A 24,021-nucleotide genomic window follows, 5' to 3' on the forward strand; every position below is an offset into this window, starting at 1 on the left:
TACGATTGCGTCGAAAAATGCCTTTCATTTTTCAATTTACAAGCAAATAAAGTATAATCGGACATATTAAAGGAGCTGACAGCTTTGAGTACAGGAATTATTGGCCTTGGCCGTGCATTGCCTGAAAGAATCTTGACAAATTTTGATTTGGAAAAAATGGTGGACACGAATGATGAATGGATTCGTACACGTACAGGCATTGAGGAGAGAAGAATTGCAGATGATAATACAAATACATCTGACATAGCATATGAAGCTGCAAAAAAGGCAATTGAGAATGCTAACATCAGCCCAGAGGATATAGACATGATTCTTGTGGCAACAGTCACACCAGATCAGCCGTTTCCGACAGTTGCCTGCATGCTTCAAGAACGCCTTGGCTGTATTAAAGCTGCAGCAATGGATTTAAGTGCAGCATGCGCAGGTTTTATGTATGGAATGGTTACAGCTAAACAGTTCATCGATAATGGAGCTTATAAATACGTTCTTGTTGTTGGTGTGGAAAAGCTGTCGAAAATCACGAATTGGGATGACCGCAATACAGCTGTGCTCTTTGGCGATGGCGGCGGAGCTGTCGTATTGGGAGAGGTTTCAGAAGGACGAGGAATTCTTTCCTTTGAGCTAGGTGCAGACGGCTCTGGCGGTAAGCATCTTTTCCAAGATGAAGAAGACTTTATCCAAATGAACGGCAGAGAAGTATTTAAATTTGCTGTTCGTCAAATGGGTGAAAGCAGTGAAAATGTATTGGTAAAAGCAGGCCTTTCTAAAGAGGATGTTGACTTGCTGATTCCGCATCAAGCGAATATTCGCATTATGGAAGCATCCAGACAGCGTTTGAATCTTCCTGAAGAGAAGATGTCAAAAACAGTTCATAAGTATGGAAATACAAGTGCAGCTTCGATTCCAATCTCACTTGTGGAAGAGTATGAGGCAGGCAAGCTTAAGGACGATGACGTCATCGTTATGGTAGGCTTCGGCGGCGGCTTGACATGGGGCGCAATCGCTCTGCGCTGGGGCAGATAATTAAAAAATTTTAACACTTAGAGTGTATGAATAAATCAAAGGAGATTACAATCATGAGTAATAGAAGAGTAGTCGTTACAGGTATTGGTGCAGTAACGCCGGTTGGTAATGATGCTGAAAAAACATGGGAAAATATCGTGAATGGAGTTTCTGGCATTGGGCCGCTTACGAGAATAAATGCAGATGAATATCCTGCAAAAGTAGCAGCACAAATCAATGACTTTAACGCAGAAGATTTCATGGATAAGAAGGATGCAAGAAAGATGGATCGCTTTACTCAATATGCTCTTGCTGCTTCTTTAATGGCTGTGAAGGATGCAGACTTGCAAATTACCGAAGAAAACTCAGCACGCATTGGTGTTTGGATCGGTTCAGGAATCGGCGGTATGGAAACATTCGAAAATCAATACGAAATTTTCCAAAAGAGAGGCTATAAACGTGTTAGTCCGTTCTTCGTGCCAATGCTTATTCCAGACATGGCAACAGGACAGGTTTCTATCACGCTTGGTGCAAGAGGGGTTAACTCATGTACAGTAACTGCTTGTGCAACAGGAACAAACTCAATCGGCGATGCCTTCAAAGTTATTCAGCGCGGTGATGCTGATGCAATGATTACAGGCGGAGCAGAAGCGCCAATTACAAAAATGTCAGTTGCAGGTTTCTGTGCGAACACAGCACTTTCCACAAACCCAGACCCAAAAACAGCGAGCAGACCGTTTGATGCAAACCGTGACGGATTTGTTATCGGTGAGGGTGCAGGTATTCTAGTGCTGGAAGAATTAGAGTATGCACTTGCAAGAGGAGCAAAAATCTACGCAGAAATCGTTGGTTACGGCTCAACTGGTGATGCATATCATATCACTTCTCCAGCTCCTGGCGGAGAAGGCGGTGCACGTGCGATGAAAATGGCAATCAATGATGCAGGCTTACAGCCAGAAGAAGTATCATACTTGAATGCACATGGAACAAGCACAGCATATAACGATAAGTTTGAGACAATGGCTATTAAAGAAGTCTTCGGAGACTATGCTTATAAATTGCCAGTCAGCTCAACTAAATCAATGACAGGACACTTGTTAGGGGCTGCAGGCGGAGTTGAAGCGATCTTCAGCATTCTTTCCATTAAAGACAGCGTAATTCCTCCAACAATCAACTATGAAACACCAGATGCTGATTGTGATTTAGACTATGTAGTAAACAAGCATAGAAAACAAGAAGTTAACGTGGCAATGAGCAACTCATTAGGCTTTGGTGGACATAACGCAACAATTATCTTTAAGAAATATCAATAATAATAAAACAGGCTAGCCTTTAATAGGTTAGCCTGTTTTTAATTTATGTTAATAATAATTATTATAAATTAAAATTGACTATAATTAAAAAATGTATATAATTAAATATAGAGTATAAAAAGTTTTTGCGGATAATAACAATTATGAAAATCTTTATTTCTAGAACTAAGTAAGCGCTTGCTTAAGAAGTTAGCTCTTTTCTCATTATGACAGACTGATTATCAATTTAACATCGCTTGTTTAGCAAAGGAGGATAATATGTTAAGTATCGAAAAAGCAATACAGGCATTAAAGGAGAAAAATATTCGCTTAACACCTCAAAGACATGAACTAATAAATATTCTTTCCAAAGGAAATAAACATTGGACAGTAGAGGAGTTATATCAGCTGTTAAATGAGTCCATGCCATCTGTAAGTATTACAACAGTTTATAATAATATAAAGTTATTTTGTGAGATAGGTTTAGTGAAAGAAATTCAGTTTGGAGAATCATTAAGCAAGTATGAATGGAAACAAGAAGACCACTATCATATCGTCTGCAGTAAATGTGGAGAAATGGTAGATGTATGGTACCCAGCTTTAAAGGAGGTAGAAGTATTTGCCCAATCCATATCGAAATTCAACATTAGCTCCCATAACCTCCAGTTCTACGGAACATGCAGCAGCTGTGAACAGAAATAAACAATCTGGGCAGCAGGTTTGTCCTGTATGTAAACAGCCAATCCAAAGATTAAAGCATTCCATCCTTTGCGGCTGCGGATTCAAAATGATCGTAGATAAACGAAAAAAAAGCATTTGAATTAAAACTCTGCACAAAAGATGTGCAGAGTTTTTGTTTTCATTAACTGGTCTTATGAATGAACACCATATGATTTGTCAGAACATAAACTATAACGTTATATTCTCAGTCTGTAGAGGGAAAGGGGGAAATGATTTGGGGTAGTGAACACAAGAGAGTGGCTCGATGAAAAATTTTATAAACCAGTTGCGATTTGCAGTGAGCTTAAAGGCGCCTTCGAAGGAGAGCCGTCAAGACAGGTATATCAGCATCTTGCCAATTTTGGGATGTATAAGCCTTCAAGAAAAACAAAAGAAATATATGATTCACTTGTTAAAGAAGATGTATGGGCGAAGTGTGAACGAATTTACTTAAAATACAAAAGCTTATGGAAAGGTCCTGATATTCCTATTTATATTTTTCCTTTTAATCAATCTTCCAGAAGAAGTGACAAGAAATCAGGGCTGTCATTTCCTGATATGCTATTCCTCTTTATTGGAGATATAGAAGATGAAAAAGAGCTGGAAGCCTTAATAATTCATGAATATCATCATGTTTGCCGAATACACTATCAAAAAAAGGATGTCGATGAATACACTCTTCTGGACTCAATAATTATGGAAGGGCTGGCAGAGCATGCTGTTAAAAACCACTGTGGAGAGAAGTATAATGCAGATTGGTGCCGTAAATATAAAGAGGATGAATTAGAGGGCTTCTGGGAAAAGCATCTGCAAGAGAATTTGGATATTAATAAAAGCGAATATTTGCATGATGCTTTGCTGTTTGGTCTAGGAAGCTTTCCAGATATGCTGGGCTACTGCTACGGATTTTATATGATTACTAAATTTAAAAAACAAAAAAGTTTTTCTGAAAAAGCATATTTTGTTTTGAAAAGCGAAGAATTTTTAAAGTAAATACAGCATAAAAATAGAGAGAAACCTTTATACTATAGGGTTTCTCTTTTTCTACACAATTTAGACTTATTCTAATATTTAAAAAAATATTGCAATTCAAATAAATCTGTAATAGTATTTTAACAAATAGATTTTAATGTAATAAAAGTCACAATATGTCAGAGGTGTAAAATGAACGGTAATGCTTCCACATCAAATGATAGTTATTTGCTGGAGGTTAAAAACTTAGAAACCTCCTTCTCTATCGACGGAAAGCTGTATAACGCTGTCGATAATGTATCCTTCCAAGTGAAGCCGCGCCAAATTGTCGGAATTGTTGGAGAATCTGGGTGTGGGAAATCAGTCCTTAGCCTGTCTATTATGAAGCTTCTTCCTAAAGGAGCAGGAGTTATCCGCTCAGGTGAAATTATCTTTGATGGAGTCCATCTTGAAACAATGGGAGATAAAGAGATAAACAGTATTAGAGGCAGTGACATTTCCATGATATTTCAAGAACCAATGACCTCATTAAACCCTGTTTTCACAATAGGCTTTCAATTAATGGAGGTATTGTTAAATCACCACGATATCACCAAGAAACAAGCAAGACAAAAGAGTATCGAATTGTTGAAAAGCGTAGGTATATCAAGGCCGGAAAAACTGGTAGATGAATATCCGCATCAGCTTTCAGGCGGGATGCGCCAAAGGGTGATGATTGCGATTGCCATCGCCTGCCAGCCGAAGCTTTTGATTGCTGACGAGCCAACAACCGCACTTGACGTAACTGTTCAAGCTCAAATCCTTGATCTCATGAAAGAAATTCAAGCAGAGAACGATATGTCTGTGATTCTAATCACCCATGATTTAGGTGTAGTTGCGGAAATGTGTGATGAAGTAATCGTCATGTATGCAGGCAAAATCGTCGAGAAGACAGACGTTGATACACTGTTCTACGAACCGAAACACCCCTACACAAAACTGCTTTTGGAGGCTATCCCAAAAATGGACGAGGAAGTCGAGCTGTTGAGCTCCATCAGCGGAATAGTTCCATCCTTAAAAAATATGCCCGAAGCCGGCTGCCGATTCGCAGATCGCTGTCCGATGGCAATGCCCGAATGTAAATACATAACACCGATTCTTGCAAGCACTGAAGATGGACATGAAGTTTCCTGCCTTCTCTATGATCAAAGCAAACCGAAGGAAGGAGTGAACGCATAATGACAGCAGAAACTATTAAGGATAAAGATATTTTATTGGAAGTTAAAAATCTTAAAACTTATTTTCCAATAAAATCCGGTTTTTTTGGCAAAACAGTAGACCATGTAAAAGCAGTAGATGGAATTACCTTTGATATAAAACAGGGAGAAACGTTTGGACTCGTAGGAGAATCAGGCTGTGGAAAATCTACAACAGGAAGAACAATACTTCGATTTTTAAGTCCCTATGCAGGAGATATATTCTTTGGAGATAAAGATATTACAAAATTAAGAGGAAAACAGCTTCGTGATATTAGGAAAGATTTGCAAATGGTGTTCCAAGATCCTTATGCCTCGCTAAACCCTATGCAAATGGTTGGGGATATCATTGCAGAACCTATAAATAATTACTTTAGAAATAAACCGAAGGAAGAAACACAAGCAGAAGTAATGGATTTATTGAATAAAGTCGGCTTGCCAACGGATGCTTATTACAAATATGCACATGAGTTTTCTGGAGGACAAAGACAAAGAATAGGCATCGCCAGAGCACTGGCCCTGAAGCCTAAATTAATTATCGCAGATGAGCCGGTTTCTGCATTGGACGTGTCCGTACAGTCCCAGGTTCTTAATCTGCTAAAGCAATTACAAAAAGAATTTGATTTAACTTTTTTATTTATCGCTCATGATTTAAGTGTAGTAAAACATATGAGCGATCAAATTGGAGTCATGTATTTAGGGAATTTAGTGGAGGTTGCCAATAAAGAAGGCATGTACGAAGAGCCATTACATCCCTACACGAAAGCCTTAATCTCAGCTATACCGGAACCTGACCCTAGAAAGAAAAAGAAAAGAATTATATTAGATGGAGATGTTCCTAGTCCTATAAATCCGCCGACAGGCTGCCCGTTTCATCCGAGATGTCCTGCAGCAATGTCAGAATGCAGCAAAGTAAAGCCTGTATTAAAGGAGGTGAAACCATTACATAAAGTAGCTTGCCATCTATATTAAAAAAGCTTTAAGGGGGAGAAACACAATGAAAAAGAAATGGCTGACACTAACTGCTTTAATGTTAATTCTATCTGCCTTTTTGGCTGCTTGCAGTGGTAATGGAGAGAAAACATCAACGAGCGATGGCTCAAGTTCAACAGGAGAACCACAGGATGGAGGAACGCTGGTTTATTCACTAGATTCCGCTCCAGAGGGTTTGTTTAACTGGTCGTTTTACGGTAATGCAACAGATGCGGAAGTTCTTGATTTCTTTGATGAAAGCTTAATCAGCTATGATGAGAACCTTAAACCGCAACCAAATATTGCTTCTTGGAAAACAGAGGATAACAAAGTTTATACATTTACCTTTAAAGAGGGAGTTAAATGGCATAATGGCGAAGAGCTTACTGTTAATGATTGGGTTTTTGCTTTAGAAACAATTGCAAATAAAGATTATGATGGACCACGATATACAAGTGTTCAAACAATTGAGGGAGCTCCTGCCTATCATGACGGCTCTGCGGACAGCATTTCAGGAATCAAAGTAATTGATGATTACAACATCGAGATTACGTTTGATAAAGCAAGAGTAAACAACTTAGAAAACGTGTGGACATATGCAATGCCAGCGAAGGAGTTTGAAGGAATTGCTGTTAAAGACATGGCAAGTTCAGAGCAAGTAAGAACAAAACCTGTTGGGTTAGGACCGTTTAAAGTGAAAAATATTGTTCCAGGCGAATCAGTTGAATTTGAAAGATTTGATGACTATTTCAATGGCAAGCCTCACTTGGATGGTATTGTCCTGAAAGTAATCGATCCTTCTTTAACAATTGGTGAATTGCAAAATAATACTTTAGATATGACAGCATTCCATCCGAGCATTAAGGCGGATATCGAGGCATTGGATAATGTGAATATTGAACAATATCCAGGGTTGTCTTACTACTATATTGGCTTTAGATTAGGAACTTGGGATGGCAGCAAAAACGTGATGAATGATCCTAAATATCAAGATTTAAAACTTCGTCAAGCAATGTATTATGCGATGAATAGAGATGAATGGAATGAAGCATTCTTCTATGGCGTAGGAAAGACCGTTAATACACCAGTTCCATCAAATCACTGGATTTCAGCAGACAACAGTGAATTGGAGCAATATAAATATGATCCGGAAAAAGCAAAGTCCTTGCTTGATGAAGCTGGATATAAAGATGTAGATGGCGATGGTTTCAGAGAAGATCCAAATGGAGAGCCTTTCACAGTTAAGTTTTCTCATTACGCAACAAATAACCCAACATTTGAAACTCGTGCGCAAGCAATTGTTCAGTATTGGGAAGAGGTTGGTTTAAAAACAGAACTTAGTATGACAGATGTTAACCTATACTATGATCAAATTGAAAAAGCTGATAAGTCCATTGAAGTATTCTTTGGCGGCTGGTCTACTGGAACAGACCCTGATCCATCAGGATTGTGGAGATCAGATGCTCTATGGAATTACTCAAGATGGGTAAGTGAAAAGAGCGATAAATTATTGGATGACGCTTTAGACGTTAGCATTGTCGGTACTGACCAAGAGAAGCGTAAAGAGCTTTATGTGGAATGGCAGAAGCAATTTATGGAAGAATTACCGGCACTTCCAGTTGCAGAGCTAGATGAAATAATGGCGCTTAATAAGCGTGTTCAAGGTGTAACATTTGATGTTTCTGGCATGAACAGACCGAACGAATGGTGGATTCAGCAATAACTAGAATAATAGATTTTAACATAAGGAGAAGAGAGTTACATGTTGAAATATACATTGCGAAGAATATTAGGCATGATACCAATGTTGCTCCTTACTTCTGTTGTGGTATTCTCCCTGGCGAAATTAATGCCAGGGGATTCCCTCAGTGGAGAAATTGATCCTAATAACACAGACCCTCAGTACATAGCTGAAATGAGAGAAAAACTCGGATACAATGATCCAGAATATGTTCAATATTTTCGCTGGGTAACAGATTTTATTAAAGGTGATTTTGGTATATCAACCCGCTATAAAATAGATGTAGCCGATCTCATTACTGAACGGCTCCCTAATACAATTTTCTTGGGAATCACTGCTCTAATTATTACGTATATCCTTGCCTTTACTTTCGGGATGATTTCTGGAAGAAAACCTTATACAATTCGGGACAACCTGATTGCAGGTATAAACTATATAGGTCTGGCAATTCCTTCGTTTGTAGCTGGAGTCATTACTATATATATTTTTGCATTTAAGTTAAACTGGTTCCCTTCGAACGGTTCTGTAGGAATTGGTCTGATGAAAGGATCGTTTGAATATTACATCAGTAAGCTGCATCATGTTTTCTTGCCGGCAATTGTCCTTGGTGCATTAGCAACAGCGAGCTATACACAATTTCTTAGAAATGACATCATTGAAAACAGCAGGAAGGATTTTGTGAGAACAGCTAGAGCCAAAGGAACGCATGAAAATAAGATTTATAATGTGCATATATTACGGAATTCAATGATACCACTAGTTACCTTTTTAGGATTTGATATCGCTGCATTAATAGGCGGTGCTGTAATAACCGAAACAATTTTCACTTATCCTGGTATTGGTCAATTAATGATCCAATCGGTAGGAACAAGAGATTATCCTGTTTTGTTAACATTATTAATGCTATTTTCGTTTTTAACATTGTTGGGCAACCTCATAGCTGATATTTTATATGGCGTTGTAGATCCAAGGATAAGGGTAAGTTAGGAGGAAAGGGAAATGGAAGTAATTACTCCGAAAAATAATAATAACTTAAGCGTAGACATAAAAACGAAAAGCCTTTCTCCATGGGCATTAGCCAGAAGTAAATTCATCAAGAATAAGATTGCAATGGTAAGCCTGCTATTCCTTATCCTTGTAACAATTCTTTCTTTTTTAGCTCCGTATATCACAACAATTGACATAACTAAGGTAAATATAGGGCAAATGTCTTTGGAGCCTTCAGGTGACCATTGGCTTGGTACTGATAAAAGCGGAAGAGATGTGTTTACTCGCTTATTATATGGAGGAAGGATTTCCTTGCTTGTAGGCATATGCTGTACTGTAGCTGTCGTTTTCTTAGGCACATTAGTCGGTTCGATTGCTGGTTATTATGGTGGCAGAATTGATAGTTTGTTAATGCGTTTTACTGATTTTATCATGGTTTTTCCGTTTTTAGTGTTTGTCATCGTGCTCAATGCCATTCTTCAAGGTATTGTTTCAGGCTTATGGGTATTAATCATTGTGATAAGTCTGTTGAGCTGGGGTGGAGTAGCAAGGATTGTGCGCAGTAAAATTCTCTCTGAGAAGGAAAACGAATATATATTAGCTGCCATTTCCATTGGCGGTAAACCGAGTAAAGTCATTATTAAGCATTTGCTGCCGAATGTAATGTCTACCATTATTGTGCAGGCTTCTATCCTATTTGCAAGCATGATTGTTGTAGAATCAGGTTTAAGCTATTTAGGGTTTGGTGTACCTCAAGAGGTGCCAAGCTGGGGAAATATGCTGTCTTCTGCAAATGAACCAGATGTGCTCCAAAATAAACCGTGGATTTGGCTACCGCCAGCCATTATGATTACATTGACTATCCTATCCATTAACTTCATAGGCGAAGGCCTAAAAGATGCCTTCAACCCAAAATCCAAACGTTAATGATTAACAGGTTTACTGTACAATTAGAAAAGGCTATAGATATAAAGGTAATAAGTCTTTCTTACATAGAAAGGCTTTTTTGCTTTTTAAATCTATGGAGAGTTTGTACATATATAAGAGAAATGTATCATAATAATAAACATACTATGAATGGGCGAGTGCAAAGATTACATGCTTTCTAGAAAAGAAACTTATAAGAACAATGACAAAACAGGAATAAATTTACTGCTCGATGCCCATACTGATTGACAAACAGTTGTTGAAGCGAGGGATAATAATATGCAATATCTTCATGATGTTTGGGTTAATTGGTTTGAAGGAGAAGAAAACGGTTATAATGTTTGCCATTTCCACGAATGGAGAAAAGAAGATGGGGTGGAGCTGCTTGATCAGGTGCCGCTCGTAAAGATTGATTCGGTGTTGTTTAACTACATAGAAAATGATTTAGCAGAGCTTCCGAGGCAGCTGCTTGAAGAAATTTACCAAAAAGCTTATCTTCGAAAAAACCATGAAAGAATCCAATTGGATTATTGCTTTGTTGTTTCAGATGGAATAGGGATTTTGGTTGTTGATACACTTGGTTATTCCATTCCGATTAGAAAAAGCAGGATGATACCTAGGCAGGAACAGCTGGCATATGAGTTACTTGAAAGCCAAGAGACTATAAACTACAACTTTCAAACAGACAACGAAGAAAATAAGGAGTTTCATATCCTGTCGCCTGAGCCGCAAATGATGTACGGGCTGACTAGAAAAGAGCGTCAGCTTAAGCAATTGTTGTTCATGGCACTCGATCAGCTGCATTCCTCTGAAAATGTTGCAGAAGTGAGATATTGGTATACAGAATGGAGCCCAGAGAAGTATTTTGATATTCAAAGCCTTGAATTTGAGGATGCTTGGAGTGAGCTGTTTGACTGCACGAAATTTGGCTGGTCGCCAAAGCATGAGACGTTTTGTGAAAACATCATAAAAGGACAGCCCTTTTTTGAGAAGCTTTGGGAATTAGAACATGGACCAAAGGTAAATTAAATAACTGCTTTCTTCTATTATAAGACATAAAAACAGGCTGATAGCTATCTATCAGCCTGTTTTTATTATCTGCGCTTGCGGCCTAAGCCCATAGCGTTTTCCATTTTTTTAACCATTTTGTTTGCTGCTTTATTCGCTTTTTCCGCACCTAAATCTAAAATCTCGTCAAGCTCAGGGGAGTTCATTAATTCATTGTATTTCTCTTGAATTGGACGAAGTGTATCAACAACTACTTCTGCAAGATCTGCTTTAAAGTCGCCGTAGCCTTTGCCTTCATACATTTCCTCCAAGCTTGCAATTGATTTCCCTGAAAGAATAGAGTAAATAGACAACAGGTTGGAAACTCCCGGTTTATTTTCAATATCAAACTTCACGATGCCTTCTGAATCTGTAACAGCACTCTTGATCTTTTTGACAATGGCTGACGGTTCATCTAATAGAGTGATTGTTGCCTTTTTATTAGGATCAGATTTGCTCATTTTTTTCGTCGGTTCTTGCAGTGACATGATTCTTGCGCCGACTTTAGGGATACGAACTTCTGGTATTGTCAGAATGTCGTTATATTTCTTGTTGAATCTTTCAGCAAGATCTCGTGTAAGCTCTAAATGCTGCTTTTGGTCTTCGCCGACTGGAACTAAATCTGTGCTGTACAGCAGAATGTCTGTTGCCATCAATGGCGGGTATGTGAGAAGTGCTGCAGAGACACCTTCTTTGCCAGCTGATTTATCTTTAAATTGCGTCATGCGCTCTAATTCCCCTATATAGGAAATACATTGCATCATCCAAGCACCTTGAGCATGGGCAGGCACTTCTGATTGGATGAATAATGTAGCCTTTTCAGGGTTAATACCGACAGCAAGATACAATGCAGCTAGGCTGCGGATATTGTTTCTTAATACAAGGCGGTCTTGCGGAACTGTGATCGCATGCTGATCAACAATGCAGAAATAGCAGTTATAATCATCCTGTAGCTCCACAAACTGACTTAGTGCGCCAATATAATTTCCTAAAGTAATTGTTCCGCTCGGCTGGATGCCGGAAAAGATTGTTTTCATTTGTTTTTCCTCCATTTGCTGTTTGTACTATATAAAGGTTGGACATAGAAACGTCTTTTTAAGCCTGCAAGGAATTTTTTGCACAAAAAAAGACCACACGTCCCTATACGAACATAGGGACGAATGGTCCGCGGTGCCACCCTAATTGCTTAAAACAAGCCACTTTATCCTTGGTAACGAAAGGAAGTCGCTGAAATGTAATATGCAAGAAGTAGCAGTTCTATTTCAGTGCTCAAAAGTCCATTCCTTATAACTGGCTGTTTGTTTTCACCAGACACAAACTCTCTTTTAAACCATTATATAAGTACTACTCTTTATCAAAGCATAAATGTATTAACTATATATGTATAAATTAAACTAAAAACAAGGAAAAATCAAGGGAAGGCAAGGGATATTTTACGCTTAGAGGCCTAATTGATTCAATGAAGATAAAGAAGGGATAACTTTATCAGGAAAATGTTAGGAAATTTTAATTTTCTAGCTACAAAGTATATCAGAATATTATTCACAGAAAAATCTATAAATTAAATTAATTTAGATTATTCTTAATTCTACAAAATTCTACAAATTTCTTGCAATCTAATAGGTCGATATATATAATTGGTTTTACGAGTGGAAATTAAAAGTGATATTTCAGACTATTTGAAACAATTGGATACTAAAGTTTATTTCCTAATTCATTATTATACTAGCCTAATTGTTTAGTAGTGACGAAGGTTACATAAAGGATTGTTTACTATTGCTGAATAGCGAATAAGTGGGCTTGAATTTACAGACTATTTAGGAAATATAAGTTTATGTATTCTTGCGTTTTATATGGGAAAGATAATTTTTGGAAACTCCACTTGTGGACAAAATATATAAGGGGGTAAAACAATGAAAAAGAGAATGCTTGTACTTCTATCATTAGTACTTGCACTTAGTGCATTCCTTGCAGCTTGTGGCAACGGCGACAGCGGTAGCTCAGAAGAGGCAAAACAAGATTTGCGTCTTAACATCAGATCAGAGCCATTCTCACTAAACCCTGGTTTAGCGAATGATTCTACATCAAGCAACGTATTGCTTCAAACTTTTGAAGGTTTAACTCGTATTGATAAAGACGGTGAGCCTGAGGAAGCAATGGCTGAAGACATTCAAGTTTCAGACGACCAATTAACTTATACTTTCAAAATTAAAGAAGATGCTAACTGGTCAAACGGTGATCCTGTAACTGCTGAAGACTTTGTGTATGCTTGGAAATGGGCTCTTGACCCAGCTAACCAATCACAATATGCTTACCAGCTTTACTATGTAAAAGGTGCTGAAGAAGCTAACACTGGTAAAGGTAAGCTAGATGATGTTGGAGTTAAAGCAATCGACGAGAAAACGCTTGAAGTTACTTTAAACAACCCAACTCCATACTTCACTCAATTAACTGCTTTTTACACTTACTTCCCTGTAAACAGCACAATTGCTAAAGAAAATCCAGACTGGTATAAAGATGCTGGAGATGATTATGTATCAAACGGACCATTCAAAATGACTGAATGGAACCACAGCGAATCCATTAAGCTAGAGAAAAACGAAACTTATTGGGATGCTGACACAGTTAAGCTAGCAACAGTTGAATATTCTATGATCGATGATGCTGGAACTTCTCGCAGCATGTACGAAAACGATGAGTTAGACTGGAATGGTCTTCCATTCGATACTGTTTCAACAGATGCTATTAAAGCACTTAAAGACAGCGGCGAGTTGAAAACTCAAGCAACTGCTGGTACTTACTGGTACAAATTCAATACGGAAGTTGAACCTTTGAACAACGTTCATATCCGTAAAGCATTGACATATGCAATTGATCGTCAATCAATTGTAGACCAAATTACACAAGGTGGACAAATTCCAGCAATGGCAGCTGTTCCTCCAACAATGTTCCCTGAGAACGAAGAAGGCTACTTCAAAGACAATGATATCGAAGCTGCAAAAGCAGAACTTCAAAAAGGTCTTGATGAGCTAGGCTTGAAAGATGCTTCAGAACTTCCAACTATCACTTTATCTTACAACACAGATGAAGCACATGCGAAAATTGCTCAAGCAATTCAAGATATGTGGAAAAATAACCTTGGAATTGATGTAACATTAGGAAACGAAGAGTGGGCTGTTTACATTGATAAACTTCACTCTGGCGATTACCAAATCGGACGTATGGGCTGGTTAGGTGACTTCAATGATGCAATCAACTTCCTTGAGCTATACCGCGATAAAGAGGGCGGTAACAACGATACAAACTGGGAAAATGCAGAATTTAAACAATTGTTGATCGATTCTCAAAAGGAAACTGATGCAGCAAAACGTCAACAAATGCTTAAAGATGCTGAAGCAATTCTAATGGACGAGCTTCCAATCGCACCGATTTACTTCTATACAAATGTTTGGGTACAAAAAGACAACCTGAAAGATGTAGTAATTTCTGGTCTTGGTGATGCTCAATTGAAATGGGCTTATTTCGAATAATATAAGTCAAAAGTAAAAAGGTATATGAAGCTTTTGCTTCATATACCTTCCTTTCTAATTAGAGGTGATTAGAAAATATTGGAGGTTTAAATCATGATAAAGTACTTGACAAGACGTCTGCTGTTTATGTTACTTTCTTTACTGCTTATTGTAACAGCAACGTTTTTCTTCATGAGGTTGGCACCAGGTAACCCTTTTACATCAGAGAAACAGCTGCCACCAGCAATTGAAGCTAACTTAAATGAACATTATGGACTAAATGACCCTTGGTATGTCCAATATGGGGAGTATCTACTTCGCATTGTACAATGGGATTTCGGCCCATCATTCAAATATAAGAGCCAAACAGTTAATGACTTAATCAATGAAGGATTCCCTGTTTCCTTAGTTCTGGGAATGGAAGCAATCTTTATTGCATTAGCAGTTGGTGTATTACTTGGTATTATTGCTGCATTGAAGCATAACAAATGGCAGGATTATACAGCAATGATTATAGCAGTACTCGGAATATCTGTTCCTTCCTTTATTATGGCCGCATTTTTACAATATGTATTCGCGATGAAATTAGGCTGGTTCCCGGTTGCAAGATGGGGAACATTCTCACAAAGCGTCTTGCCTGCCATCGCATTAGCAGCAGGGCCAACGGCGTTCATTGCCCGACTTACAAGATCATCTATGCTTGAAGTGTTGAGCAATGATTATATTAAAACGGCAAAAGCAAAAGGCTTGAGCCAAACTACTATTACAGTAAAACACGCTATCCGTAACGCTATTCTTCCAGTAGTATCCTATATGGGACCACTATCTGCAGGGATTGTAACAGGAAGCTTTGTCATTGAGAAAATATTCGGCATACCAGGTCTTGGATCACATTTCGTCAAGAGCATCGGTAACCGTGATTATACAGTAATTATGGGTGTAACAGTTTTCTATAGTATTATCCTATTAGTATCTGTTCTTCTTGTCGACATATTATATGGACTAATCGATCCACGCATTAAATTAGCTGGCGGGAAGAAAGGAGAATAAGCATGCAGCAAATTTCAAAAGATAAATTCAAAGTTGTCGGTAACAGCAGCGCTGAAGCAGAAACGATTTCCAGACCGAGTCTGTCCTTCTGGAAAGACGTTTTTATGCGTTTCAGAAAGAACAAGCTTGCTATGTTCGGCCTTGTGCTGTTAATTATTTTAATTGTTATGGCGTTTTTGGGACCTTTTCTTACACAATATGATTATCGTGAAAACGACTTAATGAAAGCAAACCAGCCTCCAAGTGCAGAGCATTACTTCGGTACAGATGATCTTGGACGTGATATGTTCGCTCGTATTTGGTATGGTGCGAAAATCTCTCTATTCATCGGGATTGCAGCTGCTATCATTGACTTAGTAATTGGTGTAATCTGGGGGGGAATCTCTGGGTATAAAGGCGGCCGTGTCGATGAAGTAATGATGAGGATTGCAGACGTACTTTACGGAATTCCTTACTTGCTTCTAGTTATCTTATTAATGGTAGTTTTAGGTCAAGGATTAGGAACAATGATCCTGGCAATGAGTATTACCGGTTGGATTAACATGGCACGTATTACACGTGGACAAGTGCTTTCATTGAAAAACCAAGAGTATATTTTGGCTTCAAGAACTTTAGGTGCAGGCTTAACAAGAATCATGGGCAAACACTTGATTCCAAATGCAATGGGACCTATTCTTGTAACATTAACTTTGACTATCCCAAATGCTATCTTTACAGAAGCATTCTTGAGCTATTTAGGATTAGGTTTAACACCTCCTTTAGCAAGTTGGGGAACAATGGCTAATGATGGTATCGCAGCGATGAGCTACTACCCATGGCGTGTATTCTTCCCAGCATTGTTTATCTGTTTAACAATCTTTGCATTTAATGTAATCGGCGACGGCATACGTGATGCACTAGATCCAAGACTACGTAAGTAAGGAGTGAGCAAAATGGAAAAATTGTTAGAAGTAAAAGATTTAAAAGTCTCATTCCATACGTATGGAGGAGAAGTTCAAGCAGTACGCGGTGTTTCTTTTGATTTATATAAAGGAGAAACATTGGCTATCGTCGGAGAATCAGGATCAGGAAAAAGTGTAACATCCCAAACATTGATGAAGCTGATTCCAATGCCACCTGGTCAAATTAAAGGCGGACAAATCCTGTTTAAGGGTCAAGATATTGTTCCAAAAACAGAAAAAGAAATGCAAGCTATCCGCGGTAAGGATATCAGCATGATCTTCCAAGATCCAATGACATCATTGAACCCAACGATGAGAATCGGAACACAAATCATGGAAGTAATTATTAAGCATCAGGATATTTCGAAGGAAAAGGCAAAAGAAAGAGCAATTGAATTGCTGAAGCTTGTTGGAATTCCAATGCCAGAAAAAAGGGTTAATCAATACCCTCATGAATTTTCAGGCGGTATGAGACAGCGTGCAATGATTGCTATCGCTCTTGCTGCAAGACCATCCTTGCTTATTGCCGATGAGCCTACAACTGCATTGGATGTTACAATTCAGGCACAAATCCTTGATTTAATGAAGGAATTGCAAAACAAAATGGATACAAGCATCATCTTTATCACTCATGATCTCGGTGTTGTTGCGAATGTTGCAGATCGTGTTGCTGTTATGTATGCTGGTGAAATCGTTGAAATGGGCACAGTAGATGAAATATTCTATGATCCAAGACACCCATATACTTGGGGATTGCTTGCGTCTATGCCTAGCTTGGATAATGATGGAGAAACGGAGCTTGCTGCCATTCCAGGAACACCACCTGATTTGACAAACCCTCCTGTTGGTGACGCGTTTGCACCGAGAAATCCGAATGCCCTTGCAATCGATTATGAGCAAGAGCCGCCAATGTATCAGGTTTCAGAAACGCATTTCGTGAAATCTTGGCTGCTGCATCCAGATGCTCCAGCTGTTGAACCGCCTGCATCTGTGAAGGAGAAAATCCGTCCTTTATCCACTAACTTTGATAAACCTGTACTAGTGAAGGGGGATTTATGAAATGGCTGAGAAATTACTTGAAATAAAAGACTTAAAGCAGCATTTCAATGTCGGCAGACCAAATTTGGTAAAAGCCGTAGATGGTGTATCCTTTGATATCTACAGAGGAGAAACATTAGGTTTAGTTGGTGAATCCGGCTGTGGTAAAAGTACGACAGGCCGATCAATTATTCGCCTTTATGAAGCAACAAGTGGACAAGTTCTATTTAATGGAGAAAATGTTCACGGAAAAAAATCAACTGCAGATTTGAAGAAATTCAATCGTAAAATGCAAATGATTTTCCAAGATCCATATGCATCCTTGAACCCTCGTATGACGGTAGCTGATATTATCGCAGAGGGCATTGATATCCATGGATTAGCGAAAACCAAAAAAGAACGCATGGAAAAGGTATATGAGCTGCTGAATACAGTTGGGTTAAACAAAGAGCATGCCAACCGCTATCCGCATGAGTTTTCCGGCGGACAAAGACAGCGTATCGGAATTGCCCGCGCACTTGCTGTAGATCCAGATTTCATCATTGCCGATGAGCCGATCTCTGCACTTGACGTATCAATCCAAGCTCAGGTTGTAAACTTGATGAAAAAGCTGCAAAAAGAAAAAGGCTTAACATACTTGTTTATTGCCCATGACCTTTCAATGGTTAAATATATTAGTGACCGTATTGGCGTTATGTATTTTGGGAAGCTGGTAGAGTTAGCTCCTGCTGATGAGCTGTACAACAATCCTATCCACCCATATACAAAGAGCTTGCTGTCTGCTATTCCGCTTCCAGACCCTGAGACAGAGCGCACTCGTACAAGAACAGCGTATGATCCTGCTGTACATCAGTATAAAGAGGGCGAAGAGCTTAAAATGCGCGAAGTAAAACCAGGACATTTCGTATATTGTTCGGAGGCAGAGTATAATCAATATAAACTGCAATTCAAAAGTTAATTCATAACGATCTCTCGATTTGAGATCGTTATTTTTTTTGCTTTTTTTCAGTTAATGGAGAATGGCAAGAACATTTAACCATGAATTAATAGAAACAGGCACATAATAAAAGAAAGATTGTGGAGGTGTCGTATGAAATACATTACTTTTTACTTATCTTTTGCATTATGTGCTTTATTGTTAATACCTAACACAACAGGAGCTGAAAAGCCTGATTTGTTATCAGACCAACAAACGGAGAAGCTTCTAAAGGGTTTTCCTGAAGAAGTTTCTGAAAGGAAGAAAACAAGTCTGACATTTCCTTATCCTGACGCAGTCAGAGGCATTTATGTTAGCGGCAGTGCGGCAGGAAACAGCAATCGGTTTAATCAGCTAATTCAGTTTGTGAATCAAACAGATTTGAACGCGATGGTTATTGATTTTAAGGAGGACAGCGGAAAGCTCGTTTATAAGCCAACAAAAGCTTCATCGTTAGCAAACGCAGGTTCTAATAAAGTGAAAAGTATCCCCGCCATGCTAAAAAAATTGGAGAAAGCAGGCATCTATCCAATTGCAAGAATTGTTGTTTTCAAGGACAGTCATCTGGCACAGCTAAAACCAGAGTGGACATTCAGAAATGGCGAAAAGGTTTGGAAAAATGAGCGTAATGAAGCCTTTATTAACCCTTTTGTGAAGGATGTTTGGGACTATAATGTAGCAGCAGCAATAGAGGCAGCACAGCTAGGATTTCAAGAAGTTCAGTTCGATTATGTCCGTTTTCCTGAAGGTTTTGAAAAAAAAGGCGCTAATTTAAGTTATTCTAAAGGTGATTATGGGAAACTGAATATAAGTGAAGGGCAAAGAAGGGTAAAAGCAGTATCTGACTTTGTTAAATATGCGAAGGAAAAGCTTAAGCCGTATCATGTAAAAGTTTCTGTGGATATATTCGGCTATGCGGCAACACTGGAAGAAGCTCCTGGCATTGGTCAGAACTTCACAGAAATCAGCAAAAATGTTGATGTTATTTCAAGCATGATTTATCCAAGTCATTGGGGTCCTTATTTTGGAATAAAAAAGCCTGACCTTGAACCATACCGCCTTGTAGACGCGTACATGAAAGTAGAGAAGCAAAAGCTGACAAGTTTGCGCAATCCACTAATTTCCCGGCCATGGATTCAAGACTTCACTGCTGTTTATTTAGGAAAGGGAAATTATCAGCCTTACGGAAAAAAGCAAGTGGAAGCTCAAATTGACGCTTTATACGCAAATGGAGTGAAAGAGTTCCTTCTCTGGAACGCAGGCTGTAAGTATACAAGCAACGTGAATTACAAACCGGCGGAATCAAAGAAAAGATAGGAGTTTTTCAATATGCATTGGTATGAGAAATTAAATGAGTATTTTCCGATAGAAGAGATGAAATCACAAGAACATATGGAAGCCTTATTAGCAGATTTTCCAGAAATTTATCATAAGGATGAAGGGAAACACCATGTATTGATGTATGTGGAAGTGGAGGATTTTATTTTCATTGATTATCTGTTTGTTTCTGGAGAGTCGAGAGGACAAGGTTTAGGGCATAAACTGTTAGAAAAACTTAAAGAAAAGGGCAAACCGATTATTTTGGAAGTAGAACCAGTTAACTATAAAGATTCAGATACAAAAAAACGCTTGAAGTTTTACAAAAGAGAAGGCTTCCAGCACGCTAAGACAATTGGCTACAGAAGAAGATCTTTAGCAACAAAAGAAGTTAATGTAATGGAAATACTGTACTGGTCACCAACTAATGAATCTGAAGAACTGGTGTATGATGCACTAGTAAGAACATACGAAAAAATCCATACGTATCGTGACAGTGATTTTTATGGACAGTCATACGATCCGGTTGAACAAGCAGTCCAATTTGATGAGGATAAAGAGAAGCGAGATATATTTGACGAAATTTGACTATAATTGAAAACAGATGGAAAGCGTATGTATGTTTCTATCTTATTTTCAATAACTGATTCTTAATTGAGAATGGATAAAAGAGGTTTATGTAATGGGACAAACGGGTACTTACACTAAGAACAGGAAAAATAAAAGAAAAACAAATGCGCCTAAAAAAAATGAAACCTTTTTACATCTCAATCGTCTATAATAGTAAGCAATTTAAATAGCCTGAAATTCTCAAAAATTTACTGGGAAATAAGGAAAAAGGGCGGGTGATCATTGGCGTAAACACTGAAATGGGCTGCATATTAAAAGAAAAAGCAACTCTAAATAAACCTAAACAAATGATATTTAAAAAAACTATACCAAATTACTTATAATTGGTGTATAATAATTAATATAAATTACTTGATTAAATTAATTACAATTTAAGAATATAACATACTCAAGTATTTATTTGAATTAACTAGTGGTCTAAATACATGTCTAAATAAAGGGAGTGTGAATTTGTAAAATGGTAACATTATACACTTCACCAAGTTGTACATCCTGCAGAAAAGCAAAAGCATGGTTAGAGGAACATGAGATTGCTTATAAAGAAAGAAACATCTTTTCAGAGCCGTTATCCATTGAGGAAATCAAAGAGATTCTTCGTATGACTGAAGACGGTACAGATGAGATTATCTCTACAAGAAGCAAAACATTCCAGAAGCTGAATGTTAATCTTGAAACAATGCCTTTACAAAACTTGTTTGAGTTAATTAAGGATAACCCAGGATTACTGCGCCGTCCGATTATACTGGACGAAAAAAGGCTTCAGGTTGGTTATAATGAAGATGAAATACGCCGCTTCCTACCAAGGAAAGTTAGAACATTCCAATTGCGTGAAGCACAGCGTCTAGTGAACTAAATTGATTATTAAATAATAATATATAGGTCTGGCTAGAAAGCTGCTCTGCAATAATTGTGGAACAGTATAGTCAGACCTTTTTTTCTATAGTAGGAAAAGTCCAAGCTCCTTAAAAGGAATTTGGTTTGAAATTAAATTCCTGAGGTAATAATACTAAATATAGCTTGAAGTGAATACGCTTATAAAAAGAATCTCCTTACTTAGGCAAAAACCGTTTAAATAACCGTGAATATAGGCATACATTGGTTTTTGCTGATTTCAGGATATTTTAATTCCATTTAAAGCGGTTTTGTCATAAAATATAAAGTACAAGGTACAATAGCAGTTGACCTTCTATTTTAAAAAATGAAGCATGGGATAAAACGAATATCTGTATGGGGGTTTAGTCCCTTCCATTATAGCTTGAAGGGAGTGTTGCAAAATGGAAATTGAACGTATTAATGATCATACAGTTAAGTTTTATATTTCGTATATTGATATAGAAGAACGCGGTTTTAAGCGGGAGGAAATATGGTATAACCGAGAAAGAAGCGAAGAGCTTTTTTGGGAGATGATGGACGAAGTTCATCAAGAGGAAGATTTTATTTTGGATGGGCCGTTATGGATTCAAGTTCAAGCATTGGATAAAGGACTTGAAATACTTGTGACAAGAGCACAGCTGTCAAAAGACGGTCAGAAATTCGAAATCTCCATTCCGGAAGACAAGCTGAAGGATCTGCCATTGGATGACCGCTTTGAAGATTTAATGGATCAGCACTTCACAGTCAAGGATGGAGACGATGACTTTGGGGAAAACCTTGAATTCCTTATCGCTTTTAAGGAATTTGAAGACTTAATTTCCCTCAGCAAACTTCATGGACTGGAAGGAATCGATACAAAACTTTACACATACAAGAACGAATACTTTTTGTATGTACAGTTTCTTGATGAAGAAACGGATGAAGAAGAAGTCGACAATGCGTTGAGCATCCTACTTGAGTATGGACAAGAAACGCAGACAACCATACATGTTGTTGAAGAATACGGCAAAGCAATCATAGAAGACGAAGTATTTATGGAGCTAAGAAAATACTTTCATTAAATAAATAAAGAGCCTGTTTAATGGTAAGGCAAGAAATTCACATTATAAAGTCTATATATAGTCATGGATTATCTATATAGTAGAAATTGTAATGGTGAGTTTCACCTTACAGGAGAACAGGCTTTTTATTTTTCATTTAATTTTTTCTCACATAGGGCGTATACATAATTGCAATGATGGCAGGTGTTTAACATGAATCATACAGCAAGGCTGGGAATATTTTTAGGAGCCGCAGGCATATTCGTGTATGTTTTTAATTTTTTTATTACCGTTAAGGGCGGAATTATTGGACAGCTTAGCTTAATTATAAGTCTTTGTGTGATATTTATCGGCTTTGTCATCTTCTTTGAAAACAGGCATCCTACACAAACACTGACATGGCTTGTTGTTCTTGGCAGTTTTCCCGTTGTCGGCTTTATATTTTATCTCCTGTTTGGACGTAATTATCGAAAAGAAAGAATTTATCGTAAAAAGTACTTTCTTGATAAACAGGCATTTTTGCGAATTGAAAGAGAAATTGGCACTGGAACAGAAGAAAGGCAAAAGGAAATGGATCTTCATCAGCAAAATTTGTTCCGGCTAGCAGAAAAAATCGGCAACAGCCCCATTTCATTCGGCACTTCTTCCACTATCCTCACAAATGGAGATGAAACGTTTTCCTCCATATTAGCTGAGTTGAAAAAAGCAGAGCATCATATTCACCTTGAATACTATATCGTGAGGCATGACGACATTGGCCAGCAAATTAAGGATGTCCTAATCGAGAAAGCGAACCAAGGGGTGAAAATAAGATTCCTTTACGATGCAGTCGGATCATGGCAGCTTTCGAAGCGCTATATTAATGAAATGCGGCAAGCTGGAATTGAGATTGTTGCATTTGGTCCAGTTAAATTTCCGGTACTTAACAGCAAGTTTAACTTTCGCAATCACAGGAAAATTATCGTTATTGATGGAAATATCGGATTTGTCGGTGGACTCAATATAGGTGATGAATACCTAGGGAAAAATCAGTCGATTGGCTTTTGGAGGGACACGCACCTTTTGGTGAAAGGAGAAGCGGTCCGGTCGCTACAGCTGATATTTTTGCAGGATTGGTATTATATGACGAATAGCAGCTTTTTGACAAATGATTACCTAACACCGATTACGGAAGAAAACACACATGGCGGGGTGCAGCTGATTGCCGGCGGTCCTGACAATGAATGGAGTGTCATCAAAAGTATCTTTTTTTCGATGATGACATCTGCAACGAAATCAATCTGGATTGCAAGCCCTTATTTTATTCCTGATGAGGACATCCTTTCTGCCATTAAGATTGCTTCATTGAGCGGCATTGATGTACGCATCCTTGTTCCTAATAAGCCGGATAAGCGCATTGTATTTCATGCATCCCGATCGTATTTTCCTGAGCTGCTTGAGGCAGGTGTGCGTATTTATGAGTATGAAAAAGGCTTTATGCACAGCAAGCTGTTAATCGTAGATAATGAAATAGCTTCCATAGGGACATGCAATATGGATATGCGCAGCTTCCACTTAAACTTTGAAGTAAGCGCCTTTTTATACAAAACCCAAAGCACTAAAAAGCTGGCAGATATCTATTTGAAGGATTTGGAAGATGCTGTGCAGCTTGAAATAGATTCATTCGGGAAAAGACATGTCGGTTTCCGCATCCTCGAATCAACATCAAGGCTTCTATCTCCCCTTTTATAAGGGAGGAGCCTTCAGTTTTTT

General features: G+C 38.1%; 21 protein-coding genes and 1 other annotated feature. Of the genes, 20 read left to right on the forward strand and 1 reads right to left on the reverse strand.

The features are described from left to right. Positions 1-84 precede the first annotated feature (84 nt). The 10 genes from L8T27_RS04530 to L8T27_RS04575 all read left to right on the forward strand — a co-directional run bounded on the left by L8T27_RS04530 (position 85) and on the right by L8T27_RS04575 (position 10,877). Positions 85-1,023, forward strand: coding sequence for a beta-ketoacyl-ACP synthase III (locus tag L8T27_RS04530; RefSeq protein WP_233316707.1), 939 nt, complete (start codon positions 85-87; stop codon positions 1,021-1,023). Positions 1,024-1,076: 53 nt separating this feature from the next. Further along, on the forward strand, positions 1,077-2,315 hold the full coding sequence (fabF, locus tag L8T27_RS04535) for a beta-ketoacyl-ACP synthase II (RefSeq protein ID WP_233316708.1): 1,239 nt from the start codon (positions 1,077-1,079) through the stop codon (positions 2,313-2,315). Between the two features lie 258 nt (positions 2,316-2,573). Then, positions 2,574-2,996 carry a Fur family transcriptional regulator gene (locus L8T27_RS04540; protein WP_233316709.1) on the forward strand — a complete coding sequence of 141 codons (423 nt, stop codon included), beginning with the start codon at positions 2,574-2,576 and terminating at the stop codon, positions 2,994-2,996. Between the two features lie 261 nt (positions 2,997-3,257). Further along, positions 3,258-4,007, forward strand: a complete 750-nt coding sequence (locus L8T27_RS04545; protein ID WP_237940943.1) for a DUF2268 domain-containing putative Zn-dependent protease — start codon at positions 3,258-3,260, stop codon at positions 4,005-4,007. Positions 4,008-4,178: 171 nt separating this feature from the next. Beyond that, positions 4,179-5,204, forward strand: a complete 1,026-nt coding sequence (locus L8T27_RS04550) for an ABC transporter ATP-binding protein (protein WP_233316711.1) — start codon at positions 4,179-4,181, stop codon at positions 5,202-5,204. Then, the gene (locus L8T27_RS04555; RefSeq protein ID WP_233316712.1) at positions 5,204-6,193 is read left to right on the forward strand and encodes an ABC transporter ATP-binding protein; all 990 of its coding nucleotides are present in this window, start codon (positions 5,204-5,206) and stop codon (positions 6,191-6,193) included. Before L8T27_RS04550 ends, L8T27_RS04555 begins: the two co-directional genes overlap by 1 nt. Before the next feature lie 25 nt (positions 6,194-6,218). After that, complete coding sequence (opp4A, locus tag L8T27_RS04560) at positions 6,219-7,916, forward strand: oligopeptide ABC transporter substrate-binding protein (RefSeq protein WP_233316713.1); 1,698 nt, start codon at positions 6,219-6,221, stop codon at positions 7,914-7,916. 39 nt (positions 7,917-7,955) lie between these two features. Beyond that, positions 7,956-8,921, forward strand: coding sequence for an oligopeptide ABC transporter permease (gene opp4B, locus L8T27_RS04565; RefSeq protein WP_233316714.1), 966 nt, complete (start codon positions 7,956-7,958; stop codon positions 8,919-8,921). Positions 8,922-8,933: 12 nt separating this feature from the next. Further along, the gene (gene opp4C, locus L8T27_RS04570; protein ID WP_237940946.1) at positions 8,934-9,848 is read left to right on the forward strand and encodes an oligopeptide ABC transporter permease; all 915 of its coding nucleotides are present in this window, start codon (positions 8,934-8,936) and stop codon (positions 9,846-9,848) included. 279 nt (positions 9,849-10,127) lie between these two features. After that, a complete protein-coding gene (locus L8T27_RS04575) occupies positions 10,128-10,877 on the forward strand; it encodes a YjbA family protein (RefSeq protein ID WP_233316716.1) in 750 nt (249 codons plus the stop codon). Positions 10,878-10,942: 65 nt separating this feature from the next. On the opposite strand, the gene trpS is transcribed toward L8T27_RS04575, so the two are convergent. Next, complete coding sequence (gene trpS, locus L8T27_RS04580) at positions 10,943-11,932, reverse strand: tryptophan--tRNA ligase (RefSeq protein WP_237940948.1); 990 nt, start codon at positions 11,930-11,932, stop codon at positions 10,943-10,945. Positions 11,933-12,044: 112 nt separating this feature from the next. Beyond that, positions 12,045-12,262: a binding site (T-box leader), on the reverse strand. Between the two features lie 546 nt (positions 12,263-12,808). Between trpS and L8T27_RS04585 the strand changes: the two genes are divergently transcribed. From L8T27_RS04585 to cls, 10 genes are all read left to right on the forward strand, one after another. After that, positions 12,809-14,425, forward strand: coding sequence for a peptide ABC transporter substrate-binding protein (locus tag L8T27_RS04585; protein ID WP_233316718.1), 1,617 nt, complete (start codon positions 12,809-12,811; stop codon positions 14,423-14,425). Positions 14,426-14,518: 93 nt separating this feature from the next. Beyond that, entirely contained in the window at positions 14,519-15,454 is a 936-nt protein-coding gene (locus tag L8T27_RS04590; protein ID WP_233316719.1) for an ABC transporter permease, read from the forward strand. Between the two features lie 2 nt (positions 15,455-15,456). Continuing rightward, the gene (locus tag L8T27_RS04595) at positions 15,457-16,374 is read left to right on the forward strand and encodes an ABC transporter permease (protein WP_233316720.1); all 918 of its coding nucleotides are present in this window, start codon (positions 15,457-15,459) and stop codon (positions 16,372-16,374) included. A gap of 12 nt (positions 16,375-16,386) precedes the next feature. Then, positions 16,387-17,454, forward strand: coding sequence for an ABC transporter ATP-binding protein (locus tag L8T27_RS04600; RefSeq protein ID WP_245399841.1), 1,068 nt, complete (start codon positions 16,387-16,389; stop codon positions 17,452-17,454). A 1-nt stretch (position 17,455) separates the two neighbouring features. Next, complete coding sequence (locus L8T27_RS04605) at positions 17,456-18,391, forward strand: ABC transporter ATP-binding protein (RefSeq protein ID WP_233316722.1); 936 nt, start codon at positions 17,456-17,458, stop codon at positions 18,389-18,391. Between the two features lie 132 nt (positions 18,392-18,523). Beyond that, on the forward strand, positions 18,524-19,726 hold the full coding sequence (locus L8T27_RS04610) for a putative glycoside hydrolase (RefSeq protein WP_237940950.1): 1,203 nt from the start codon (positions 18,524-18,526) through the stop codon (positions 19,724-19,726). A gap of 12 nt (positions 19,727-19,738) precedes the next feature. Beyond that, the gene (locus L8T27_RS04615; RefSeq protein WP_233316724.1) at positions 19,739-20,314 is read left to right on the forward strand and encodes a GNAT family N-acetyltransferase; all 576 of its coding nucleotides are present in this window, start codon (positions 19,739-19,741) and stop codon (positions 20,312-20,314) included. A gap of 499 nt (positions 20,315-20,813) precedes the next feature. Further along, positions 20,814-21,209, forward strand: coding sequence for a transcriptional regulator SpxA (gene spxA, locus L8T27_RS04620; protein ID WP_233316725.1), 396 nt, complete (start codon positions 20,814-20,816; stop codon positions 21,207-21,209). Positions 21,210-21,630: 421 nt separating this feature from the next. Beyond that, positions 21,631-22,290 carry an adaptor protein MecA gene (gene mecA, locus L8T27_RS04625; RefSeq protein ID WP_233316726.1) on the forward strand — a complete coding sequence of 220 codons (660 nt, stop codon included), beginning with the start codon at positions 21,631-21,633 and terminating at the stop codon, positions 22,288-22,290. 192 nt (positions 22,291-22,482) lie between these two features. Then, positions 22,483-24,000, forward strand: a complete 1,518-nt coding sequence (gene cls, locus L8T27_RS04630; protein WP_237940952.1) for a cardiolipin synthase — start codon at positions 22,483-22,485, stop codon at positions 23,998-24,000. Positions 24,001-24,021: the final 21 nt, after the last annotated feature.

Origin of the sequence: Niallia sp. Man26 (assembly GCF_022049065.2) — a bacterium.
Classification (GTDB): Bacteria; Bacillota; Bacilli; order Bacillales; family Cytobacillaceae; genus Niallia.